This is a genomic window from Bacillus basilensis (assembly GCF_050630465.1).
GTDB classification, from domain to species: domain Bacteria; phylum Bacillota; class Bacilli; order Bacillales; family Bacillaceae_G; genus Bacillus_A; species Bacillus_A basilensis.
On the sequence record NZ_JBNTQO010000001.1, the window covers coordinates 580,341 to 597,962 of the forward strand.

Here is a 17,622-nt window from a genome sequence, read left to right on the forward strand (position 1 = left end):
AAGAAAACATCTAATTTCAGATGTTTTCTTTTTTGAATCCAGAACTAGTTACCTTTCATCCTCTTCTAAATATATGTATCCAAGCATACTTTAAATTAAAAACATTGGAGGATTAAACTGAATGAAATACTCAGAAACAATTGTAAGTAAACGGCTTCGAACACTTAAAATATGTAGTATGTTTATCATGCTAGTTTTAATCGCATGGGTTGGATATACAAAATTACTTTATGAAAACGGATTTCTTCAAGAAAAGAAAAATTCAGTTGAAGTAATGAATACTAGTATTACAGGAGAAATTGAACAGAATTCCCATGTAAACTTACAAGGTTATCGTAAAACAGACCTTGATACCATTATAGATGCAAGTAGGACTGATCCGAGCGAACTATCCTTAATTGAGATTATCAATACATCTTGTTCACGAGATTGCATAGGTGAACCATTGACATATGTGAACGCAAATAATGGATATATTTTTTTTAAGGAGTCTAATGGAACTCATGTAGCTATAAAGATTAAAAAACAAGATAAATGGAAAATTGTAAAAAAATCTGTTGAAGATGGAATATAACCTTATAAATTGAAAGAGTACTTAACGTACTCTTTTTATTATTAATACCCTTCATGTTTACAATAACATTTCGGTTTCTCTTTACAATGACATTTTTCACAATCGCACTTCGGTTTCTCTTTGCAATGACATTCGTTACACTCCCTGCATTTACATCTACATCTTCCAAACATTAAATCGTCCCAAAATGAACGCCTACAATTACAATGATTCCCCATGAATATGCATCCTCCTAAATAGAATTCATCATATTCTATGGTTAAGAGTAGAAAAAGGTTTGTTTGCTAGTCTATATTCTAGTTTTATAAGTATAGTTATAAATGTTATACTTCTCTGTTAGTACTTCCAATTCTCTTTAAAGTAAATACTACAAAGAAAAAACCCCAATATTTAGGATTTAAATTCATACGTGTTTTCTTTTTTCACACACAATATATATAAACACTAAAAGTTGGCTATAACTCTCTCCCTTCCCCCACAGCCCCTTTTAACCTCTGCAACATATACCCAATTCCTTTACACCCTTCTAACGGATACGTAATGATTTCTTCTAGATACAATTGTGTCACTACTTTTTTATGCTTCTTCCCTGCAAGTAAGACGATTTCATCAAACTGAAGCAAGTCTTTTTCAATCATCTGTTGTTTTAATTGTTCAATACTAATAATCTCATCGCTCTTTGAATCAAAGGCAAGATCATAGTTTTCTAGTACAATATCATTTGGCCTTAAAAATCCATGCTTCGCCGATAATATAACCCAATTCTCGAAAAACATAGTTGCGTACGCCTGACATGCTTTTCCGAACGGGCTAATATATACATCTTTTGCCTCCATCGGTCCGTAATCACGATACTTATCCCAAATTTTCTTCTTTCCGCATGGAATTATGCATAACCTTTTCATCGTTTTTTCTTACCTCATTTCTAACTTTTTAAATATAAAAATATAGAACCCTCTACTTCTTCATACACAGCTTCTATTTATCCAACCCTAAAAACGTTCCAACCATTATTTGTTTCTTTCGGTTTTTCGTTCATTATGATATGAACTTGTGTCATATTTTTAAAATCTTCTTCGAAAGATGCTAAAACAGGCTGATTTATCATATATGTTTTATTATGTATATTTACACTTAAAAAGGTTTTATGTAATGCTTTATTTCCGTTTAAAATTACATTCATTGGATTAAACGAATTTAATTTTATATCTCCTACAATATACAAATGATACCCTTCTTCATCATAAAATTGCTTAATATCCTTGTCTCTTTCGTTTTGAACAAAATGAAGGATTTGCTTCGTTTCTTTACTTATTGTCATTTCAATATTGAAACTCAAATCCACATTTATATTTTGTTTTAAAAAAGCATATAACAATTTATCACTATTAAAGAAGCTCGTTTTCCATTCAGGGAGGATTTTATCTAATAATAAACATAAAAGCATTCCTGAGCTATAGCAGCTCTTTCTAATATTATAATTAGCATCATATGCATCTAAAATAAGCCCGCTATATTTTCGTAATGTTTCGCTTTTAACATTTTTACAAACTGCAATACAAGCATTCATTTCAACATACCAAGCAGGCCCTTCTATACTTTCAACCATATACTCATATGTTATAAACTCTTCTCCCATAAATCTAGCTCTTTGCTCTCTTAGTTCAATAAACTTCTTAATATAATTATTTTTCTCAGCTTGTGACTTACAATGAACTGCATTATATAAACAAATTCGTTCTCTATTTCGTAATTCTATATTTTCTTCAAATATAGGATATTGAAATCCTAAAGACTCATTTGGAAATCTACTTTCTTTATTCAAATATTGATAGCAATGAAAAAGTTCATGCACCACAATCGCAAGTAAACCTGCATAATCTTTATATCTATTCATATTCACGATGGCAGTTGGATAATCTTTGAATAGGATACATGTATCAGCTTTGAATTGTTCATCCCACTTTAAAATGGTGTACTCATTATCATCTTTCAAATATAATGGATGATGAAATACATACACATGCTCATTATTATATAATGCAAATGCAGCCCTATTAAAACCAGGCCATAGCGTATTCAATAATTCTATACTTACATCTTTCTTTATTCGATTTAGTATATTATTCATTATATATAACACCCCTATATCATTCTACATACACCTATTCTATTCCAATCAAAAACACCCCTTTTAATTACATGACTATTTAAAAAATATATCTCTTATCTCAAACTATAATGCATTATACAAATATACATGTGATGATTTTATGACAAGGAGGTCAATAAATGAAAAATATAATCCCTGCACTAGTACTTTATATTATTGTTTGCATAATCGCTATGATTACTCCAGCATCTCAAGGCTATAATCATGTTGGCTGGAAGTTGTTTGTTGGGCAAGCGTATGCTATACCTATTTTCCTCATTACTGCTATTATTACATTTTATATAAATAAGAAAAAATCTACGAATAAACAGTTATAAGGATAGCGAACGCTATCCTTATTTTAATTCGCTAAGCAAATCTAAAATAACCATTGCAGTACTTTCTATCCTTTCTTCTGAAAAGTCAAACGAGACACCGGTTTTTTCATATATTTCTTGTATAGGTAGGTTCCAATCTGCACTCGCTCCCTCTTTAAAGAAAGCAATCGCTTTTTCTGGGTCCTCTCGATAAATTTGAAACAATTGCATCGCTCCTATTTGTGCAACTGCATATTCAATTTTATAAAAAGGAAACTGAACAAAGTGAAATGACTCTAACCAGCTTGCACCGATTTCATCTTCTAATCCTGCACTATCGACTGATGAATATTGATACCTTTCACATAGTTCAAAATATTTCTCATCCCGCTCTTCTTGTGTATGGTTTGGATTTGTATAAAGCCAGTGTTGGAATACATCTCCTGCAACTGACGATATTAATAAAGACAAAGTACGATATAATTGTACTCGCTGCACTTCTTTATATTCATCTTCTTGCTTGTAAAAGATATTAAGCTTATCCATTACTAGTAACTCAAGACTGAGAGAATAAAGCTCAGCCACCTCTTCACGAAGATATCTTTCCTGCATACTACTATCATTGTTAAACTGTTTATAAAAATGAAATGCATGCCCCACTTCATGTATGAGTGCATTAATTGCATAAAATGAAGGACTAAAATTAGAAAACGCAAAAACCTCTTTACTATGAGGTAAGGTAAAACAAGCAGCTCCTGGTGCTTTATTTTCACGTTCTTCTACGTCAATCAATTCCGCTTTCCTTAAATGAATAAATTTCTCATAAAAATATAAATCTGTCGTCCGAAACATTTCTTCCACCCCACCCAATAAATCAATGGAATTTTGAAATGGTACTTTTGGCAAACTACAAAGAGCTAGATCCCAGGGACGATACGCTTCTACATCGAGATTCTTTTTCAAAAAATCCCCTAACCGTTTCCAAATTGGTACAACATACTTCTCTATAGATTTATGAAGCTTATAACAGTCTTCAATACTGTAATCTCTATTTTTCATTTTAAAAGCATATTCACTATAATTATGAAATCCTGCATTTAAAGCTATCTCATTCCGCAATTGTACGAGTTCATTCATAATACACTCTATTTCTATTTTCACTACACTTCTTGCTTCACATAAAGCGTACCAAGCTTTTTTGCGAATAGCTCTATTGGGGTTATCTAGCTTTGCTTTTACGTATGCATACGTCTTTTGCTCGTCTTCCCAATTAATTGATATGTTAGACATTATTTCTCTATATTTCGTAATAAGCTCTTGCTCTTTAACGGAAAGAGAAATGTTTTTTTCATTAAACATTTTACTCTTCACCAATCTTACTTTTTTCATAAATCCATATTTCTGCTCATCTAAAAAATTAGAAAACGGACAATCTATAAATTTCTGGTCAAACTTTGCATTGTATCTTTTTAAAAGTGGTTGAATTGTATTTTGGTTATATATATGTAAATCACGTATATTACTATTGTTTGTATCTCTATACATGGAAATTAAACTATTTGTTATCTCCTCTTCTATTTCAGCATTTACACGTAGTTCCTCCAAAAGCCAACTCTCTAATTCTGAAACAGAAGTAATATTTCGCTCTAATATTGACTGTAATTTACTCTCCAAATCATTAAACATACACAATCCTCCTTTTAAAATTCTAATTTTCTGTTTTTTAGAGATAAAAAAAGACAAGTAGCCAATCCGACTACTTGTCCTTGCTGTTTATCTGTACTCAATAGAATTAAGCTTGGAATGCTTCTGTTAATACTGGTACGATTTGTTTTTTACGAGATACAACACCTTTTAATGTAGCAGTGTTACTTACTAGAGATACGTTGTATGCTTTCTCAACAACGTTTGCTGCTTTACCGATCGCAAGACCGACAGAATCGTTAGTTAAGATATCAGTTACAACGAATAAGAATAGGTCTAACCCTTTTTCTTCTACTACTGCAGAGATAACTTTTTCAAGTTCCGCTTGGTGTACAAGAACGTCGTTTGTATCAACAGCATTTACTTGTGCGATTTCAACTTTCGCATTACCCATTTGGAATTCTTTAGCGTCAAGAGAGATTAATTGCTCCATTGTTTTTCCGCTCAAGTCAGCACCAGCTTTTAACATTTCTAAGCCGTAGCTATCAGCATCTACACCAGCGATTTCCGCTAATTCACGAGCTGCTGCTACGTCTTGCTCTGTGCAAGTTGGAGATTTGAATAGTAAAGAATCTGAAATGATTGCAGATAACATTAAACCTGCAACTTCTTTACGAATTGTAACGCCGTTTTCTTTGTACATTTTGTTTAAGATTGTAGCTGTACAACCAACTGGCTCACAACGGTAGTAAATAGGATCGCTTGTTTCAAAGTTAGCAATACGGTGATGGTCAATAACTTCTAACACACGAACAGATTCGATATCGTTAGCACTTTGTTGACGTTCGTTATGATCAACTAAAATAACGTTGTCCACTTCGCTTGCAACTGTCTCAACAAAACGCGGTCCTTCTACTTTAAAATAGTCTAACGCAAATTGAGTTTCACCGCTGATTTCGCCTAAACGTATAGGCTCAGCATTCATTCCTAATTCTTTTTTCAATTCTGCATAAGCAATTGCAGAACAAATTGCATCTGTATCTGGGTTTTTATGCCCGAAAACTAGTACTTTTTCCATGTTTTCCACCTCTTCATGAAAAGGATATCTTAAAGAAGCAAATATGACAATATTTAAAGCCCATTTTTTTATAAATAATTGCACTTTCTTCTATATTTTTCATCGTTTTTCATAAAAAAGATCATCTAAAATGAATTAGATGATCTAAATGTATATTTTATTTAAAATAATGTAGGAACTTGCACTACATGATTTAGCGCGATATTTGATGCTAAACCATTATTTACAAGGTTTACATCTATAACTTGATAAAATGCATTCCCAGTATCTGCAATTTCCCACACAGCTAAAATAAGGTGATATCCATTTCTATCAGTAGGTACATTTGCTACATGTGCTACGGAAGTTCCAGGTTTAGCTCCTCCATCATTTTTTACATAAAACGGTACTAAATCCAAATCATATCGTGATAACGGCTTATTTGGATTCCAATCTTTTTTCGTAATATAGTATTTCCATTCTTTCGTACTATGAGGAGCAGTTAATTTCCACTTGAATGTATTCGTTCCGCCGTTTAACGTAACTTTCTTCCACCTATCAACTGTTTGAACGTCTAAAGCAGGGAAATGGCCAGCTCCTGCGATTTGTCCATCAGAAGGTCCTAATTGTGGGAATCCCCCTATTCCTTCTACACTTTGCGGCTCATATTGAATCGGACCACAATTTACATTTACCCCTTGTTTACATAAATAAGAACGGCTCGCTGGTGATTCTACGTATCCATGAGCGGAAGCTTTTTCTGAAAAACCGAAAGTTAACAATCCTGTAAGTAATATACCACCACTTAATATAGCTTTCTTTACCTTCTGTAAACCTTTCGTTTTCATCTCGTCATCCCCTTTCCCATAATAAAGCGAAAATAACTATAGTTGCCTAGTCATCTTCTCTACATCTATTATAAGTCGAGAGACCATGCAAACATAACCCTCTAAAAACTTTCTCAAATTCAATTCGTACATTAAACAAATTCAAATAACACCGCTAGAGAAATATAGACGGTGTTAAAAATTGGAGTTTATTATTTGGAGCATGATAGCATTGTAATCATCACTTATAAAAACTTATAATAAATAACTGTGGCATCCAAACTACCATTTGGAGATATTGCGTATTTTGGTATTTTTCCAGCTTCTTGATACTCTAATGATTTATACAATCTGTTGGAAGGGTCTCCTTCTCTCGTATCTAGTACTAAAAGAGACCTATTTTCTTGTTTCGCTCGTTCCTCTGCTTTTTGCATAAGTAAACGCCCTATGCCATTACGTCTAAAGCTCGGATGAGTCATTAACTTACAAATCTCGGCTCTATGAATTCCGTTAGGCTTTGTAACTAAATGTAATTGAATACTCCCTGCCAATTCATTATTTATTTTAGCGACATATAATATCACTTCTGGCGCTATAACAGTTTGCCAATACTTTATTGATTCTTTTTGTTCCAGTGGAGGTAAAAAACCAATTGATGCTCCATCATTTACAACCGTTTTTAATAGTTTCGAAAGTTCTTCCATATCATTTTCTAGTTGCTTAATTTCTTCAATTACTAAATTTCGCATTACTTTTCCCCCTTTTGTTACATTATACCAATTTTTAAAGCAGGAATAATGATATACTAAGATGAAATTCTTTAAGACATGATTTTTTAGGGAAAGGATAACGATATGAAATATATATTAGATAGAACATATGCAAAAGAATTACTCGAATGGGCATATGAACAAAACCCCGGTCCTTGGTTTGAACATTCAATAAATGTTGCTCAGGCAACTGAAAACATAATTATAGAACTTATTAAAAATGGGTATAACCTAGATGCTGATATAGCATATAATGCTGCCCTTTTGCATGATATCGGAAGATACAAAGGTTTTACCAAATCGGTCATTCATTCCTATGATGGTTATATGTATATGAATGATTTAGGGTATACAGGAAACGCAGTTATTTGTGTTACACACTCATTCCCATGCAAAAATGAACATATAGATATCGCAGCAGAGTGGCGTCTCGTTCCTGACCATATGAGAATCCAGTTAGTTGAAATATTGAATGAATATTGTAACTACGATTTATACAATAAAGTAATTACTCTTTGTGATGCTCTTGCTGACGCGGATGGTTTTACTACGCTGGAAAGAAGATTGATTTCCGTTGGTTTACGTCATGGTACAACGTCTCATACATCATTACATTGGAAAGGGTTTTATGCAATTAAGAAAGAATTAGAAGCTTTAATCGGTAAAAGCATATACACAGTTCTTCCTGATGTAGAGAATTCGATTTATGAAGACATAGAATATTAAAGTGAATACAAATTTAATTTCACATAAAAAACGTTTTAAACATAAAGTTTAAAACGTTTTTTTATTCAATGCTTTTGATTTTTCAGTTCTGTTAAACACTCTTGCACTAAAGTTACTGCTTGACTCATCGCAGCTCCGCCAGCAAATGCTGCTGATACACCACACGCTTCCAGAATTTCTTTATCTGAACACCCTTGATCAAGACAACCTTTTGTATGATAAACAGTACAATATTCATCTTGCGTTGCTAGACTAATTCCTAATGCGATAAGTTGTTTTTCCCTTTTTGTTAAAGAACCCTCTTGAAAACAAGCTTGCGTGAATGCATTATATGTTTCAGTAATTTCAGGAATTTGGTTTGTAAAACTACCGATTCCTTCTTTATAATGATGTAGAACGTCATTTACTGAACTATGATGTTGTTCGTGTTCCATCTTATTATTACCTCCATTCAAATTATCTGTACCTATTGTAGTATGTGATGAAAAGAAGGCAATATACCCCGATAAATAGAATGAAAATTCAGTTTATTATAGCTACAATTTCAGACTATCATCCACTACTGATTGTTCTTTAGAGTTTGTTCTTTCAACCTCTTTACTTCTTTCTTCCCAAAATGCTAATCCTTCAATCCCTATATTTTTAGGGTCAAATACTGGATCTTTCCCTTCTTTTTTCTGCGTTTCATAATCTTTTAACACTTTTAATGCTGTTTTACTTAATAGTAGAATCGCAATTAAGTTTAGCCATGCCATACTACCGATTCCTAAATCTCCAAGATTCCATAAAAGCGACGCTGATTCTACACTACCGATATAAACCATAATTAAAAATCCAAATTTCAAAACTGGCTTTAACCAGCTATATTTAAATTCACGATCTAAATAAGTAAGTGTTGTTTCAGCGATATAATAGTAAGCGAGTAACGTTGTAAATGCGAAGAAGAAGATAGCAATGGAAATAAATATTGGTCCAAATCCTGTCATAACAGTTTCAACTGCTTGTTGTGTATAGATTGGACCTGCATCAACATTCCCTATATTTTTTACAATAGCGCTTTTCCCTTCAGGTATAACATTATACATACCTGTTATTAATATCATAAGAGCTGTCGCTGTACATACAACAATTGTGTCGATATAAACGGAAAATGCTTGAACTAACCCTTGTTTTGCTGGGTGAGATACTTCAGCAGCAGCGGAGCTATACGTCGCTTCTCCAACACCAGCAACATTTGAAAATACCGCCCGCTTTACGCCCCATGCGATTGCTGCGCCGACGATTCCGCCAAACATTTCATTTACACCAAAAGCACTAGAGAAAATTAAAGCGAACATACTTGGAATTTCTGTTACATTCGCAATTAATACGATACATGTAACAATTACATAACCAATTGCCATAAATGGAACAAGCATTTGAGAAACACCCGCAATTCTCTTTACGCCACCAAAAATGATCGCTGCTAATAATACGACTAACAATATACCAGTTATATATTTGCTAATCCCATTAGAGTTTTCAAATCCAACTGCGATGCTACTAGATTGAATCCCTGGTAATAAAACGCCATATGAAAGTGTTACAACGACCGCTACAATGACTGCAAACCATTTCATTTTTAAGCCTTTTTCAATGAAATATGGTGTACCGCCGCGGTATTCATTTCCAACTTTACTTTTATACACTTGAGATAATGTTGATTCAACAAATGCACTCGCTGCTCCTAAAAGGGCCATTACCCACATCCAAAATACAGCTCCAGGTCCGCCAAAAGCGATAGCAGTCGCGACCCCGGCGATATTACCTATCCCAACCCTACCTGATAAGGCTAAACAAAATGCTTGAAAAGATGAAATTCCCGTCTCCGAGCTCTTCCCTTCAAATAATAGTTTAATCATCTCTTTAAAATAACGAACTTGTAGAAAACGAGTTGCAATTGTAAAATACACACCTGCTCCTAATGCGAAAATAACTAAACCAATACTCCACACTTGTCCTACTAACCACTCTACTAATTGCTCCATCCAAATCCCCCTTATCATTCTTTAGAAAACTATTTTATATATAAGAAAACGGACAACTATTATTAAAACTTCCAGTTGTCCGTATCTCTATTCATTAACAGTTAGACTCTCTATTACTTTATATTTACCCAAACACTTTTCACTTCTGTATAGTTATCAAGCGCATATGAACCTAACTCACGACCGATACCAGATTGTTTAAACCCACCAAATGGTGCCGCTGCATTTTCTAAGTTATAATCATTAATCCATACTGTTCCTGCCTTTAACTTATTGGCAACTTGATGTCCTGTTTTAATATTTTGTGTCCATACGCCTGCTGCAAGCCCATATGACGAACGATTTGCTCTTTCGATTACTTCATCCATCGAATCAAAAGGAAGTACAACGACAACTGGACCGAAGATTTCTTCCCTAACTATCGTCATATCGTCAGTAACATCTGTGAATACTGTTGGCTGTACAAAATAACCTTTTTCAAATGCACGTTCACCACCAGCAGCAACAGTAGCACCTTCAGCTTTTCCTTGTTCAATGTAATGTAGCACACGCTCTTGTTGTTTTTTAGATACAAGTGGACCCATTTCCGTTTCCTTCTCCATACCTGCTCCAAGCTTCACGTTATTCGCCATTTTTACTAGTTCATTTACGACTGTTTCGTAATGTTTTCGGTGAACAAACACGCGAGATCCAGCACTACAATTTTGGCCGTGATTATACATAATGCCTTGAAATGCACCGTTAATCGCCTCTTCTAAATCAGCGTCTTCTAAAATGATATTTGGTGATTTACCACCAAGTTCTAATGTTACATGTTTAATTGTTTCTGCAGATTGACGCATAATATATTTTCCAGTAACCGTTGAACCTGTGAAGGCTACTTTATCAATATCATGATGGTTTACGATTGCAGCTCCTGCTTCAGGACCGAAACCTGGCACAAAGTTTACGACACCATTTGGAAAACCTGCTTCTTTAAAAAGCTTCGCTGTATATAATAAAGATAAAGGCGTTTGCTCTGCTGGTTTTAATACGATCGTACAACCGGTTGCTAATGCAGCTCCCATTTTCCAAGAAGACATAACGAGCGGAAAATTCCAAGGAATAATTTGACCTACAACGCCAACAGGTTCATGGCGTGTATAATTTAAGTAATCTTTTGAAATCGGAATTGTTTGCCCGATAATTTTTGTAGCCCATCCCGCATAATAGCGATAATTTTCTACAGTCGCTGCTATATCATCATCCAGTGCTACTTGATATGGCTTCCCATTATCTAAAGCTTCTAACTGTGCTAATTCTTCTCCATTCTCTTCTATTAAGTCTGCTAATTTATAAATAAGATGTGCTCTTTCAGCGGTAGTCATTTCTGCCCAATGTCCTGATTCAAATGCAGATCGTGCCGCTTTTACTGCGACATCAATATCCTCTTCTTGTGCTTCACATACGACCGCTAAAACATCTTCTGTTGCTGGATTGTATGTTTCAAACGTCTTCCCGCTAATTGAAGGAACAAATTCACCATTAATAAACATTTTAATTTCTTCATTTAAAAACGCTTTCACTTTTGGTTTTAGTTCAATGTTTTTCGTTAACATATATGCTCTCCTCCTTATTTAAACAGCCGCATGAGCTGCAATTTTTGAAATAATCGTTTGAAGTTTTTGATCTTCTTCTTCAGTTAATCCGAGTCTCGGATAACGCGAAAGTCCCCCAGCTTGCCCGTGTAATTCCATTGAGCGTTTCACGATTTGCACATACTTTCCTGATCCTTCAAGAAACTCGCAAAGAGGTAAAATAGCGTCGTTTATTTCCCAAGCTTTTTCTAATTCACCATTATGAAAATGCTCATACATTTTCGTAACAAGTCCCGGTACGATATTTCCTGCTACTGAAACCCATCCCGTTGCACCAACTAAATAAGATTCCATAACTAAATCTTCAGATCCACAGAAGACTTGAAAAGCACCTTCGCCTTGTCTTACTAAATCTCTCGCTTTTCGAATATCTCCGCTAGATTCTTTAATATGTGTAACATTTTCACAGTCTTTTCCAATACGTAGCATGAGTTCTGTACTCATATCAACACCAGATGTAAACGGGTTATTGTACAACATAATTGGTATATTTACAGCGTTTGAGATTTCTTTAAAGTGAAAATAAATTTCCTCTTCTTTCGGTTTACAATAGTACGAGTTAATAATTAATGCACAATCTGCTCCATGCGCTTCTGCATGTTTTGTATATTCAATCGCTTCTTTCGTCGTTTCTGCTGCAGTTCCAACAATAACTGGAATACGACCATCAACTTCTTTTAATACTGTTTCTACCATTTTAAATCGCTCTTCTTTTGATAAACTAACAAACTCTCCTGTACTTCCATTAATAATAATGCCAGCCACTTTTTGCTCAATAAAGTAGTTTACGTTTTGTTTTACACCGTTCCAATTAATCTCTTGAAACTCATCCATCGGTGTGATTAATACTGGAAATGCCCCTTTAATTTTTTTCATATGTATCTCTCCCTCTCATATTTTATTTTAATAAAAATCCTGATGGAAACGGATCTGTAGAATCTAATAGAAACGTCTGCATACCTGTAATAAATCCTCTACTTTCAAAACGGAAAATGTAACCTTTTTCTTCCTTCTTCACTTTTTCAACTGTTATAAAACTATTAAATATACTTTCATTTATAAAAGGTTTATCCACTGTATAATCATTTTTAAATAACGCATGAACATAAGACACAATAGTAGAAACAAAACCTGGTGAACGTACGATAAAGTTATCTTCATGAAATGTAATCGACTTTATATGGTTCTTTTCTTTTTGCGTGGAATCTACTAAAATTAGTCTTTTTATTAACGACTGTTTTTGTATAGTTTGAAGTGTAGCTTCTCCCCATTTTTTCAATTCAGAAATGTTTTCAATACGAATTTCTGGCGAATACATATCCTTTTCTACAACTGCATATACTTTATCTGCCTGAATGAGAGAGTAACTTATATTATCAGCTTGTAAATTTTGCTCAATCACATAACATAGTTTACTTTCAAAAGAAACAGATACAACTTCATCATTCTCTACATACGCATGGACTACAAATATGCCAGATAACGTTTCTATTTTGTATTGATTCGTCTCTCTCTTTTTTAAATACCCGCTTTCTAGTAACATCGTTATTACTGCCACAATGCCTCCATAATGAAGCGGAATGGATCCTTCATGATTAAAAAATAATACAGCTGCATCGACTTCCGTATGAATAGAAGGAACGACAATACATCCATTTAAACCGATAAAACCACGTGGTTCATTTAATAAGAGCTTCATTTCTTCTGCTAATTCACCTGAAAATTGCTCGTTTAATTGTTCCAAACTGGAGTAGTATTTGCATGGTACATCTTTCATTACACGAAATGCTTCACCATTTACATGTACGTCTACTGCCGTATACATTTTTTGAATGTTCATTTTACATCCTCCGTTTCATGTTCCATCGGCGGAATTAGCAAAAAGCCTTCTTTAAGTGGGTCCTTTTCATTGTAAAAAAATCTGTGCATCCCCATAAGCCAAGCTGAACCGGTAATTTTCGTTACGACAGCTTCAATATTTTTTACAAATGTCGTATTTATGACACAGCCTTTAAATAGAGAGCCCACGATACTCTCATGAATAAACTCTTCATCCATTTCGATTTTTTGATTTGCGTATAATACAGCTAACTTCGCTGATGTTCCTGTACCACATGGAGATCGATCAATTCCTCCTGGTGGAACAACAACTGTATTTTTCACATGTGCACTTTCATGAGTAGGATCTGTATAAAATTCAATGTGCGTTAATCCTCGTATAAACGAATACTCTGGATGAATGATTTCAAATTTCTCATTAATTGTATTTCTTATAAGAATCGCTTTATTGATGATTGTAGATGCGTTTTCTGGTACTAACTCTAACTCTACTGATTTCGCATCGATAATGGCATAAAAATTCCCGCCATATGCAATATCAGCCTCTACAGTTCCAATGTCTTCGACGTCTACAGTAATATTTTTCAGTAAAAAAGCTGGTATGTTACAAAAGGAGACTTCTCTCGCTTTTCCATCTTGAACAGAAATATTTACTTCAACTAAACCGGCTGGCGTATCTAACTTTAAAGAAGTAATCGGTTCAGCTACCGAAATTAAACCTGATTCAATTAAAGCTGTACATACACCAATTGTATCGTGACCACACATTGGTAAATATCCACCTGTCTCTATGTAAATAACACCAATGTCTGCTTCAGGATGACATGGATCTGTTAATAGTGCTCCTGACATTACATCATGACCACGCGGTTCATTCATTAACAATTTACGAATCCAGTCATACTCCTTTTTCATATGTAACATCTTCTCTGCCATCGTCTCTCCACTTAACTTAGGCAGTCCACTAATCAATGTTCTCGTTGGATTCCCTCCTGTATGTGTATCAATCGTTGTAAAAACTCTTTGTGACCTCATCCGTTTAACACCCTTTCTGTAAAACGACTCAAACGAAGTGGTTCAATAGGAATGATTGTTTCTTTTTCATTTAATAACTCTTCAACCACTTTCCCAGTAACTGCTGCAAGACTAATGCCATCCCCTTCATGTCCTGCTGCAATAAAGTAGTTCGGGATATGTTCCACACGTGAAATGATCGGCAAATGATCTTCTGTCCACGGGCGTAATCCAGCATATGAACGAATCACCATCATATCCGCCATTTTCGGATAAAAACGAATTGCTCTGTTCGCAATACATTTAATAACCTCGTTATTTATCCTTGTATGAAACCCTACAAACTCTCTACTACTACCAATTAAAAAATTTTGGCTTTCTGTCGGCTCAAATACTAGAGCTACCCCATATTTTTCAGTTAAAGCATCCACTTTTCTTTTTCCACCAAATTTAGAGATTAAATAACCAAATTCCATTACTTTACGACAGCCAACGTGTTCTTGCCTTGAAGCTACAATAATATGCCCTTTTCTCGGCTCAATTGGTATATTCACATCTAACATTTTTCCGATTTTCGGAGCCCACACACCAGCTGCGTTCACCACTTGCTTTGCATTAAACGTCCCATTTGTCGTTTCTACAATAAAGGAACCGTCTATATCTCTTTTCATTTCTTTTACTTCCGTAAGATTAAAAGCTTTCGTACCATATTTCTTCGATTCTGCAAGAAGTGAAAAAGCAAGAAGATATGGATTTACAGTCGAATCCGTTGCGCATTCTAACCCGCCTAATAAATCATCTGCGAAAAATGGTGATTCTTCTCTTATATCTTGCCTATCGAGCATTCGAAACGGTAATCCAGCTTCTTTTTGCCGATTTACCCATCGCTGCGCAGCTTCCATTTCTTCGTCTGACTCACATACGAGAATACTTCCTGGTGCCCTATATTCAAATGAATGCTCTAACTCTTCGCTTAAATCAGTTACTAACTTTTGACTTACTAACGACATTTGACTATCAAACCCTGGGTCTTTATCAATAGCCAAAATATTCCCGTCACACCGTGAAGACGTCCCACTGACAAATTCTCCTTTTTCAATGATTGTTACGTCTCTTCCGTATTTTGAAGTGTAATAAGCGATAGAACATCCTATTATTCCACCACCTATAATTAAAACGTCGCAGTGTCTCACAAAATACTCCTCCTTCCCCTAAACCTCTCACTTTCTTTTATGCAATTGACGTGCCAACTCTACATATATACACTTTTTATAAATAATATTTTTATTTGTAAAAATATTTTAAATTTATCGTAAATAGGTGTATTATTTTTTTATCACTGTCAAAATTTTTATACATAACAGGAGGACAATATGGCATTCTCATTTCCCACAATAAAAGAATTTCTAAAAACTTTATCCATTGATCGTACATACAGCATGCACCCCATTGAACAAGTTGACGAAAAATTTTATTACCGACCTTCTACTACAGAAATATATAACTGCGCAGTTATATATGAAGATGACTCATTCACCACTTTAATTAACGCGTTTTCCAATGAACTAGTCGTTATCATAATGAATGGAAATAAAGATCCTTTATGTTGTATAACGGTTCAGCAAATCATTCCGTTTCTTGTTAAGTCTTACTATGAACTACAATCTTTTTATAACACCGTAATACAAACTACTGATTCTTCTGTTACAGTCATCGATGATAAAGAACGTGTTCGTACTTGGACAGATGGCGCCGAAAAGATTTTTTCAGTCAAGCATACTGAAATTATTGGACAACCTATCACTCGTTTTTTTGACTATAAAGATTTGGAAATTTTGCAATCATTACATGACGGAAAAAGTATAATCGCTCAGTTCCATCAGCCTCGGCCAGATTTGTTCGTATTAATCAATTCAAACCCAGTCTACTGTAACGATGAAATTATCGGAGCGGTCGTCTCAGAGACTGATGTGACAAACCAAGTTGCTTTAAATGAAAAACTATTTAATATGTCACATGAAATGCACCGTTTAGAACAAGAAGTAGCAAAGTATAAAGATGAATCCGATCCTTTTCTTGCAATGAATGGAAAAAGCCCTGTTATACAAAGAACAATACAATTAGCTAGAAAGGTTTGTTCGGTGAAATCAACTGTTTTAATACTCGGCGAAAGTGGTGTTGGAAAAGAAGTATTTGCGAAAGCAATTCATGAAGCAAGTGAGGCAGCGAAGGCACCTTTTATTTCGATTAACTGCGGTGCCATTCCAGAGGCGTTATTTGAAAGCGAATTATTCGGGTATGAGCGTGGGGCTTTTTCTGGTGCAAATAGTAAAGGAAAAAAGGGTAAAATAGAGCTCGCGCAAGGCGGTACATTATTCCTTGATGAAATTGGAGAAATGCCGCTCGATATGCAAGTAAAACTTTTGCGCGTACTACAAGAACGAAAATATTACCGAGTTGGTGGAGAAAAGGAGATTAATATTGATTTCCGTATTATCGCTGCAACAAATCGTGATTTACAAGAAGAAATGAGAAAAGGTACGTTCCGAGAAGATTTATACTATCGCCTCAATGTAGTTAGCTTGCATATTCCACCGCTACGCGAAAGACGCGAAGATATTATCGAATTAACATACTCTTTCTTAAACGATTTTTCAATCAACTATAACAGACCAATTCGCGACTTACCTTCCAGTATTATGCATGAACTACTTCATTACAATTGGCCTGGTAATATTCGCGAGCTTCGTAACGTTGTTGAAAGACTTGTCGTATTTGCGACTGACGGTATTATAAAACAAGAATATTTACCATTTCATACAACTGAAACGTTAGACGACCATGCAGCTCATTCCCTATTGCTCAGCAACAATAATACAATTCTCTCTTTGCAAGAAGAGATGGATGAACATGAGAAAAAAGTCATTGAGAGGGCTTTACGCATTTTGAATGGGAATAAATTAGAATGCGCGAAACAGCTTGGTGTTACGAGAGCCACTTTATATAACCGTTTAAAAAAACTTGGGTTACAATAAAAC

General features: G+C 34.6%; 17 protein-coding genes. 4 read left to right on the top strand and 13 right to left on the bottom strand.

From position 1 onward, the window contains the following. The first annotated feature begins 121 nt into the window (after nucleotides 1-121). Nucleotides 122-574, top strand: coding sequence for a hypothetical protein (locus tag ACQVV1_RS03050; RefSeq protein WP_242253004.1), 453 nt, complete (start codon nucleotides 122-124; stop codon nucleotides 572-574). Between the two features lie 455 nt (nucleotides 575-1,029). Here the strand turns inward: ACQVV1_RS03050 and ACQVV1_RS03055 are convergent, their stop codons facing one another. Beyond that, complete coding sequence (locus ACQVV1_RS03055; protein WP_242253003.1) at nucleotides 1,030-1,479, bottom strand: DUF6884 domain-containing protein; 450 nt, start codon at nucleotides 1,477-1,479, stop codon at nucleotides 1,030-1,032. 77 nt (nucleotides 1,480-1,556) lie between these two features. Further along, entirely contained in the window at nucleotides 1,557-2,705 is a 1,149-nt protein-coding gene (locus ACQVV1_RS03060; protein ID WP_431168598.1) for a peptide ABC transporter permease, read from the bottom strand. Nucleotides 2,706-2,866: 161 nt separating this feature from the next. Between ACQVV1_RS03060 and ACQVV1_RS03065 the strand changes: the two genes are divergently transcribed. Next, nucleotides 2,867-3,064, top strand: a complete 198-nt coding sequence (locus ACQVV1_RS03065; RefSeq protein ID WP_242253001.1) for a DUF4017 family protein — start codon at nucleotides 2,867-2,869, stop codon at nucleotides 3,062-3,064. Between the two features lie 18 nt (nucleotides 3,065-3,082). Here ACQVV1_RS03065 and ACQVV1_RS03070 read toward each other — a convergent pair whose 3' ends face one another. From ACQVV1_RS03070 to ACQVV1_RS03085, 4 genes are all read right to left on the bottom strand, one after another. After that, nucleotides 3,083-4,729 (bottom strand): M3 family oligoendopeptidase, encoded by a 1,647-nt coding sequence (locus ACQVV1_RS03070; protein ID WP_431168599.1) that lies wholly within the window; start codon nucleotides 4,727-4,729, stop codon nucleotides 3,083-3,085. 106 nt (nucleotides 4,730-4,835) lie between these two features. Continuing rightward, nucleotides 4,836-5,765 (bottom strand): manganese-dependent inorganic pyrophosphatase, encoded by a 930-nt coding sequence (gene ppaC / locus ACQVV1_RS03075; RefSeq protein WP_242252999.1) that lies wholly within the window; start codon nucleotides 5,763-5,765, stop codon nucleotides 4,836-4,838. A 161-nt stretch (nucleotides 5,766-5,926) separates the two neighbouring features. Next, complete coding sequence (locus ACQVV1_RS03080) at nucleotides 5,927-6,592, bottom strand: lytic polysaccharide monooxygenase (RefSeq protein WP_242252997.1); 666 nt, start codon at nucleotides 6,590-6,592, stop codon at nucleotides 5,927-5,929. Between the two features lie 224 nt (nucleotides 6,593-6,816). Beyond that, nucleotides 6,817-7,320 (bottom strand): GNAT family N-acetyltransferase, encoded by a 504-nt coding sequence (locus tag ACQVV1_RS03085; RefSeq protein ID WP_242252995.1) that lies wholly within the window; start codon nucleotides 7,318-7,320, stop codon nucleotides 6,817-6,819. Nucleotides 7,321-7,425: 105 nt separating this feature from the next. Here ACQVV1_RS03085 and ACQVV1_RS03090 point away from each other — a divergent pair, with 105 nt between their 5' ends. Next, complete coding sequence (locus ACQVV1_RS03090) at nucleotides 7,426-8,067, top strand: HD domain-containing protein (protein ID WP_242252993.1); 642 nt, start codon at nucleotides 7,426-7,428, stop codon at nucleotides 8,065-8,067. 65 nt (nucleotides 8,068-8,132) lie between these two features. On the opposite strand, the gene ACQVV1_RS03095 is transcribed toward ACQVV1_RS03090, so the two are convergent. From ACQVV1_RS03095 to ACQVV1_RS03125, 7 genes are all read right to left on the bottom strand, one after another. Next, nucleotides 8,133-8,501 (bottom strand): carboxymuconolactone decarboxylase family protein, encoded by a 369-nt coding sequence (locus ACQVV1_RS03095; protein WP_242252991.1) that lies wholly within the window; start codon nucleotides 8,499-8,501, stop codon nucleotides 8,133-8,135. 102 nt (nucleotides 8,502-8,603) lie between these two features. Next, nucleotides 8,604-10,094, bottom strand: a complete 1,491-nt coding sequence (locus ACQVV1_RS03100) for an alanine/glycine:cation symporter family protein (RefSeq protein ID WP_431168600.1) — start codon at nucleotides 10,092-10,094, stop codon at nucleotides 8,604-8,606. A gap of 113 nt (nucleotides 10,095-10,207) precedes the next feature. Beyond that, nucleotides 10,208-11,692 carry an aldehyde dehydrogenase family protein gene (locus ACQVV1_RS03105; protein WP_242252987.1) on the bottom strand — a complete coding sequence of 495 codons (1,485 nt, stop codon included), beginning with the start codon at nucleotides 11,690-11,692 and terminating at the stop codon, nucleotides 10,208-10,210. Nucleotides 11,693-11,710: 18 nt separating this feature from the next. Further along, the gene (dapA, locus tag ACQVV1_RS03110) at nucleotides 11,711-12,607 is read right to left on the bottom strand and encodes a 4-hydroxy-tetrahydrodipicolinate synthase (protein ID WP_242252986.1); all 897 of its coding nucleotides are present in this window, start codon (nucleotides 12,605-12,607) and stop codon (nucleotides 11,711-11,713) included. A 22-nt stretch (nucleotides 12,608-12,629) separates the two neighbouring features. Further along, nucleotides 12,630-13,571: a proline racemase family protein gene (locus ACQVV1_RS03115; protein ID WP_242252985.1), complete on the bottom strand. Its 942-nt coding sequence runs from the start codon at nucleotides 13,569-13,571 to the stop codon at nucleotides 12,630-12,632. Continuing rightward, nucleotides 13,568-14,605 carry a proline racemase family protein gene (locus ACQVV1_RS03120; RefSeq protein ID WP_431168601.1) on the bottom strand — a complete coding sequence of 346 codons (1,038 nt, stop codon included), beginning with the start codon at nucleotides 14,603-14,605 and terminating at the stop codon, nucleotides 13,568-13,570. Before ACQVV1_RS03120 ends, ACQVV1_RS03115 begins: the two co-directional genes overlap by 4 nt. After that, nucleotides 14,602-15,777, bottom strand: coding sequence for an NAD(P)/FAD-dependent oxidoreductase (locus ACQVV1_RS03125; RefSeq protein WP_431168602.1), 1,176 nt, complete (start codon nucleotides 15,775-15,777; stop codon nucleotides 14,602-14,604). The genes ACQVV1_RS03120 and ACQVV1_RS03125 overlap by 4 nt, the downstream gene beginning before the upstream one ends. A 180-nt stretch (nucleotides 15,778-15,957) precedes the next feature. Here ACQVV1_RS03125 and ACQVV1_RS03130 point away from each other — a divergent pair, with 180 nt between their 5' ends. Beyond that, on the top strand, nucleotides 15,958-17,619 hold the full coding sequence (locus tag ACQVV1_RS03130) for a sigma-54 interaction domain-containing protein (RefSeq protein WP_063221476.1): 1,662 nt from the start codon (nucleotides 15,958-15,960) through the stop codon (nucleotides 17,617-17,619). Nucleotides 17,620-17,622 lie beyond the last annotated feature (3 nt).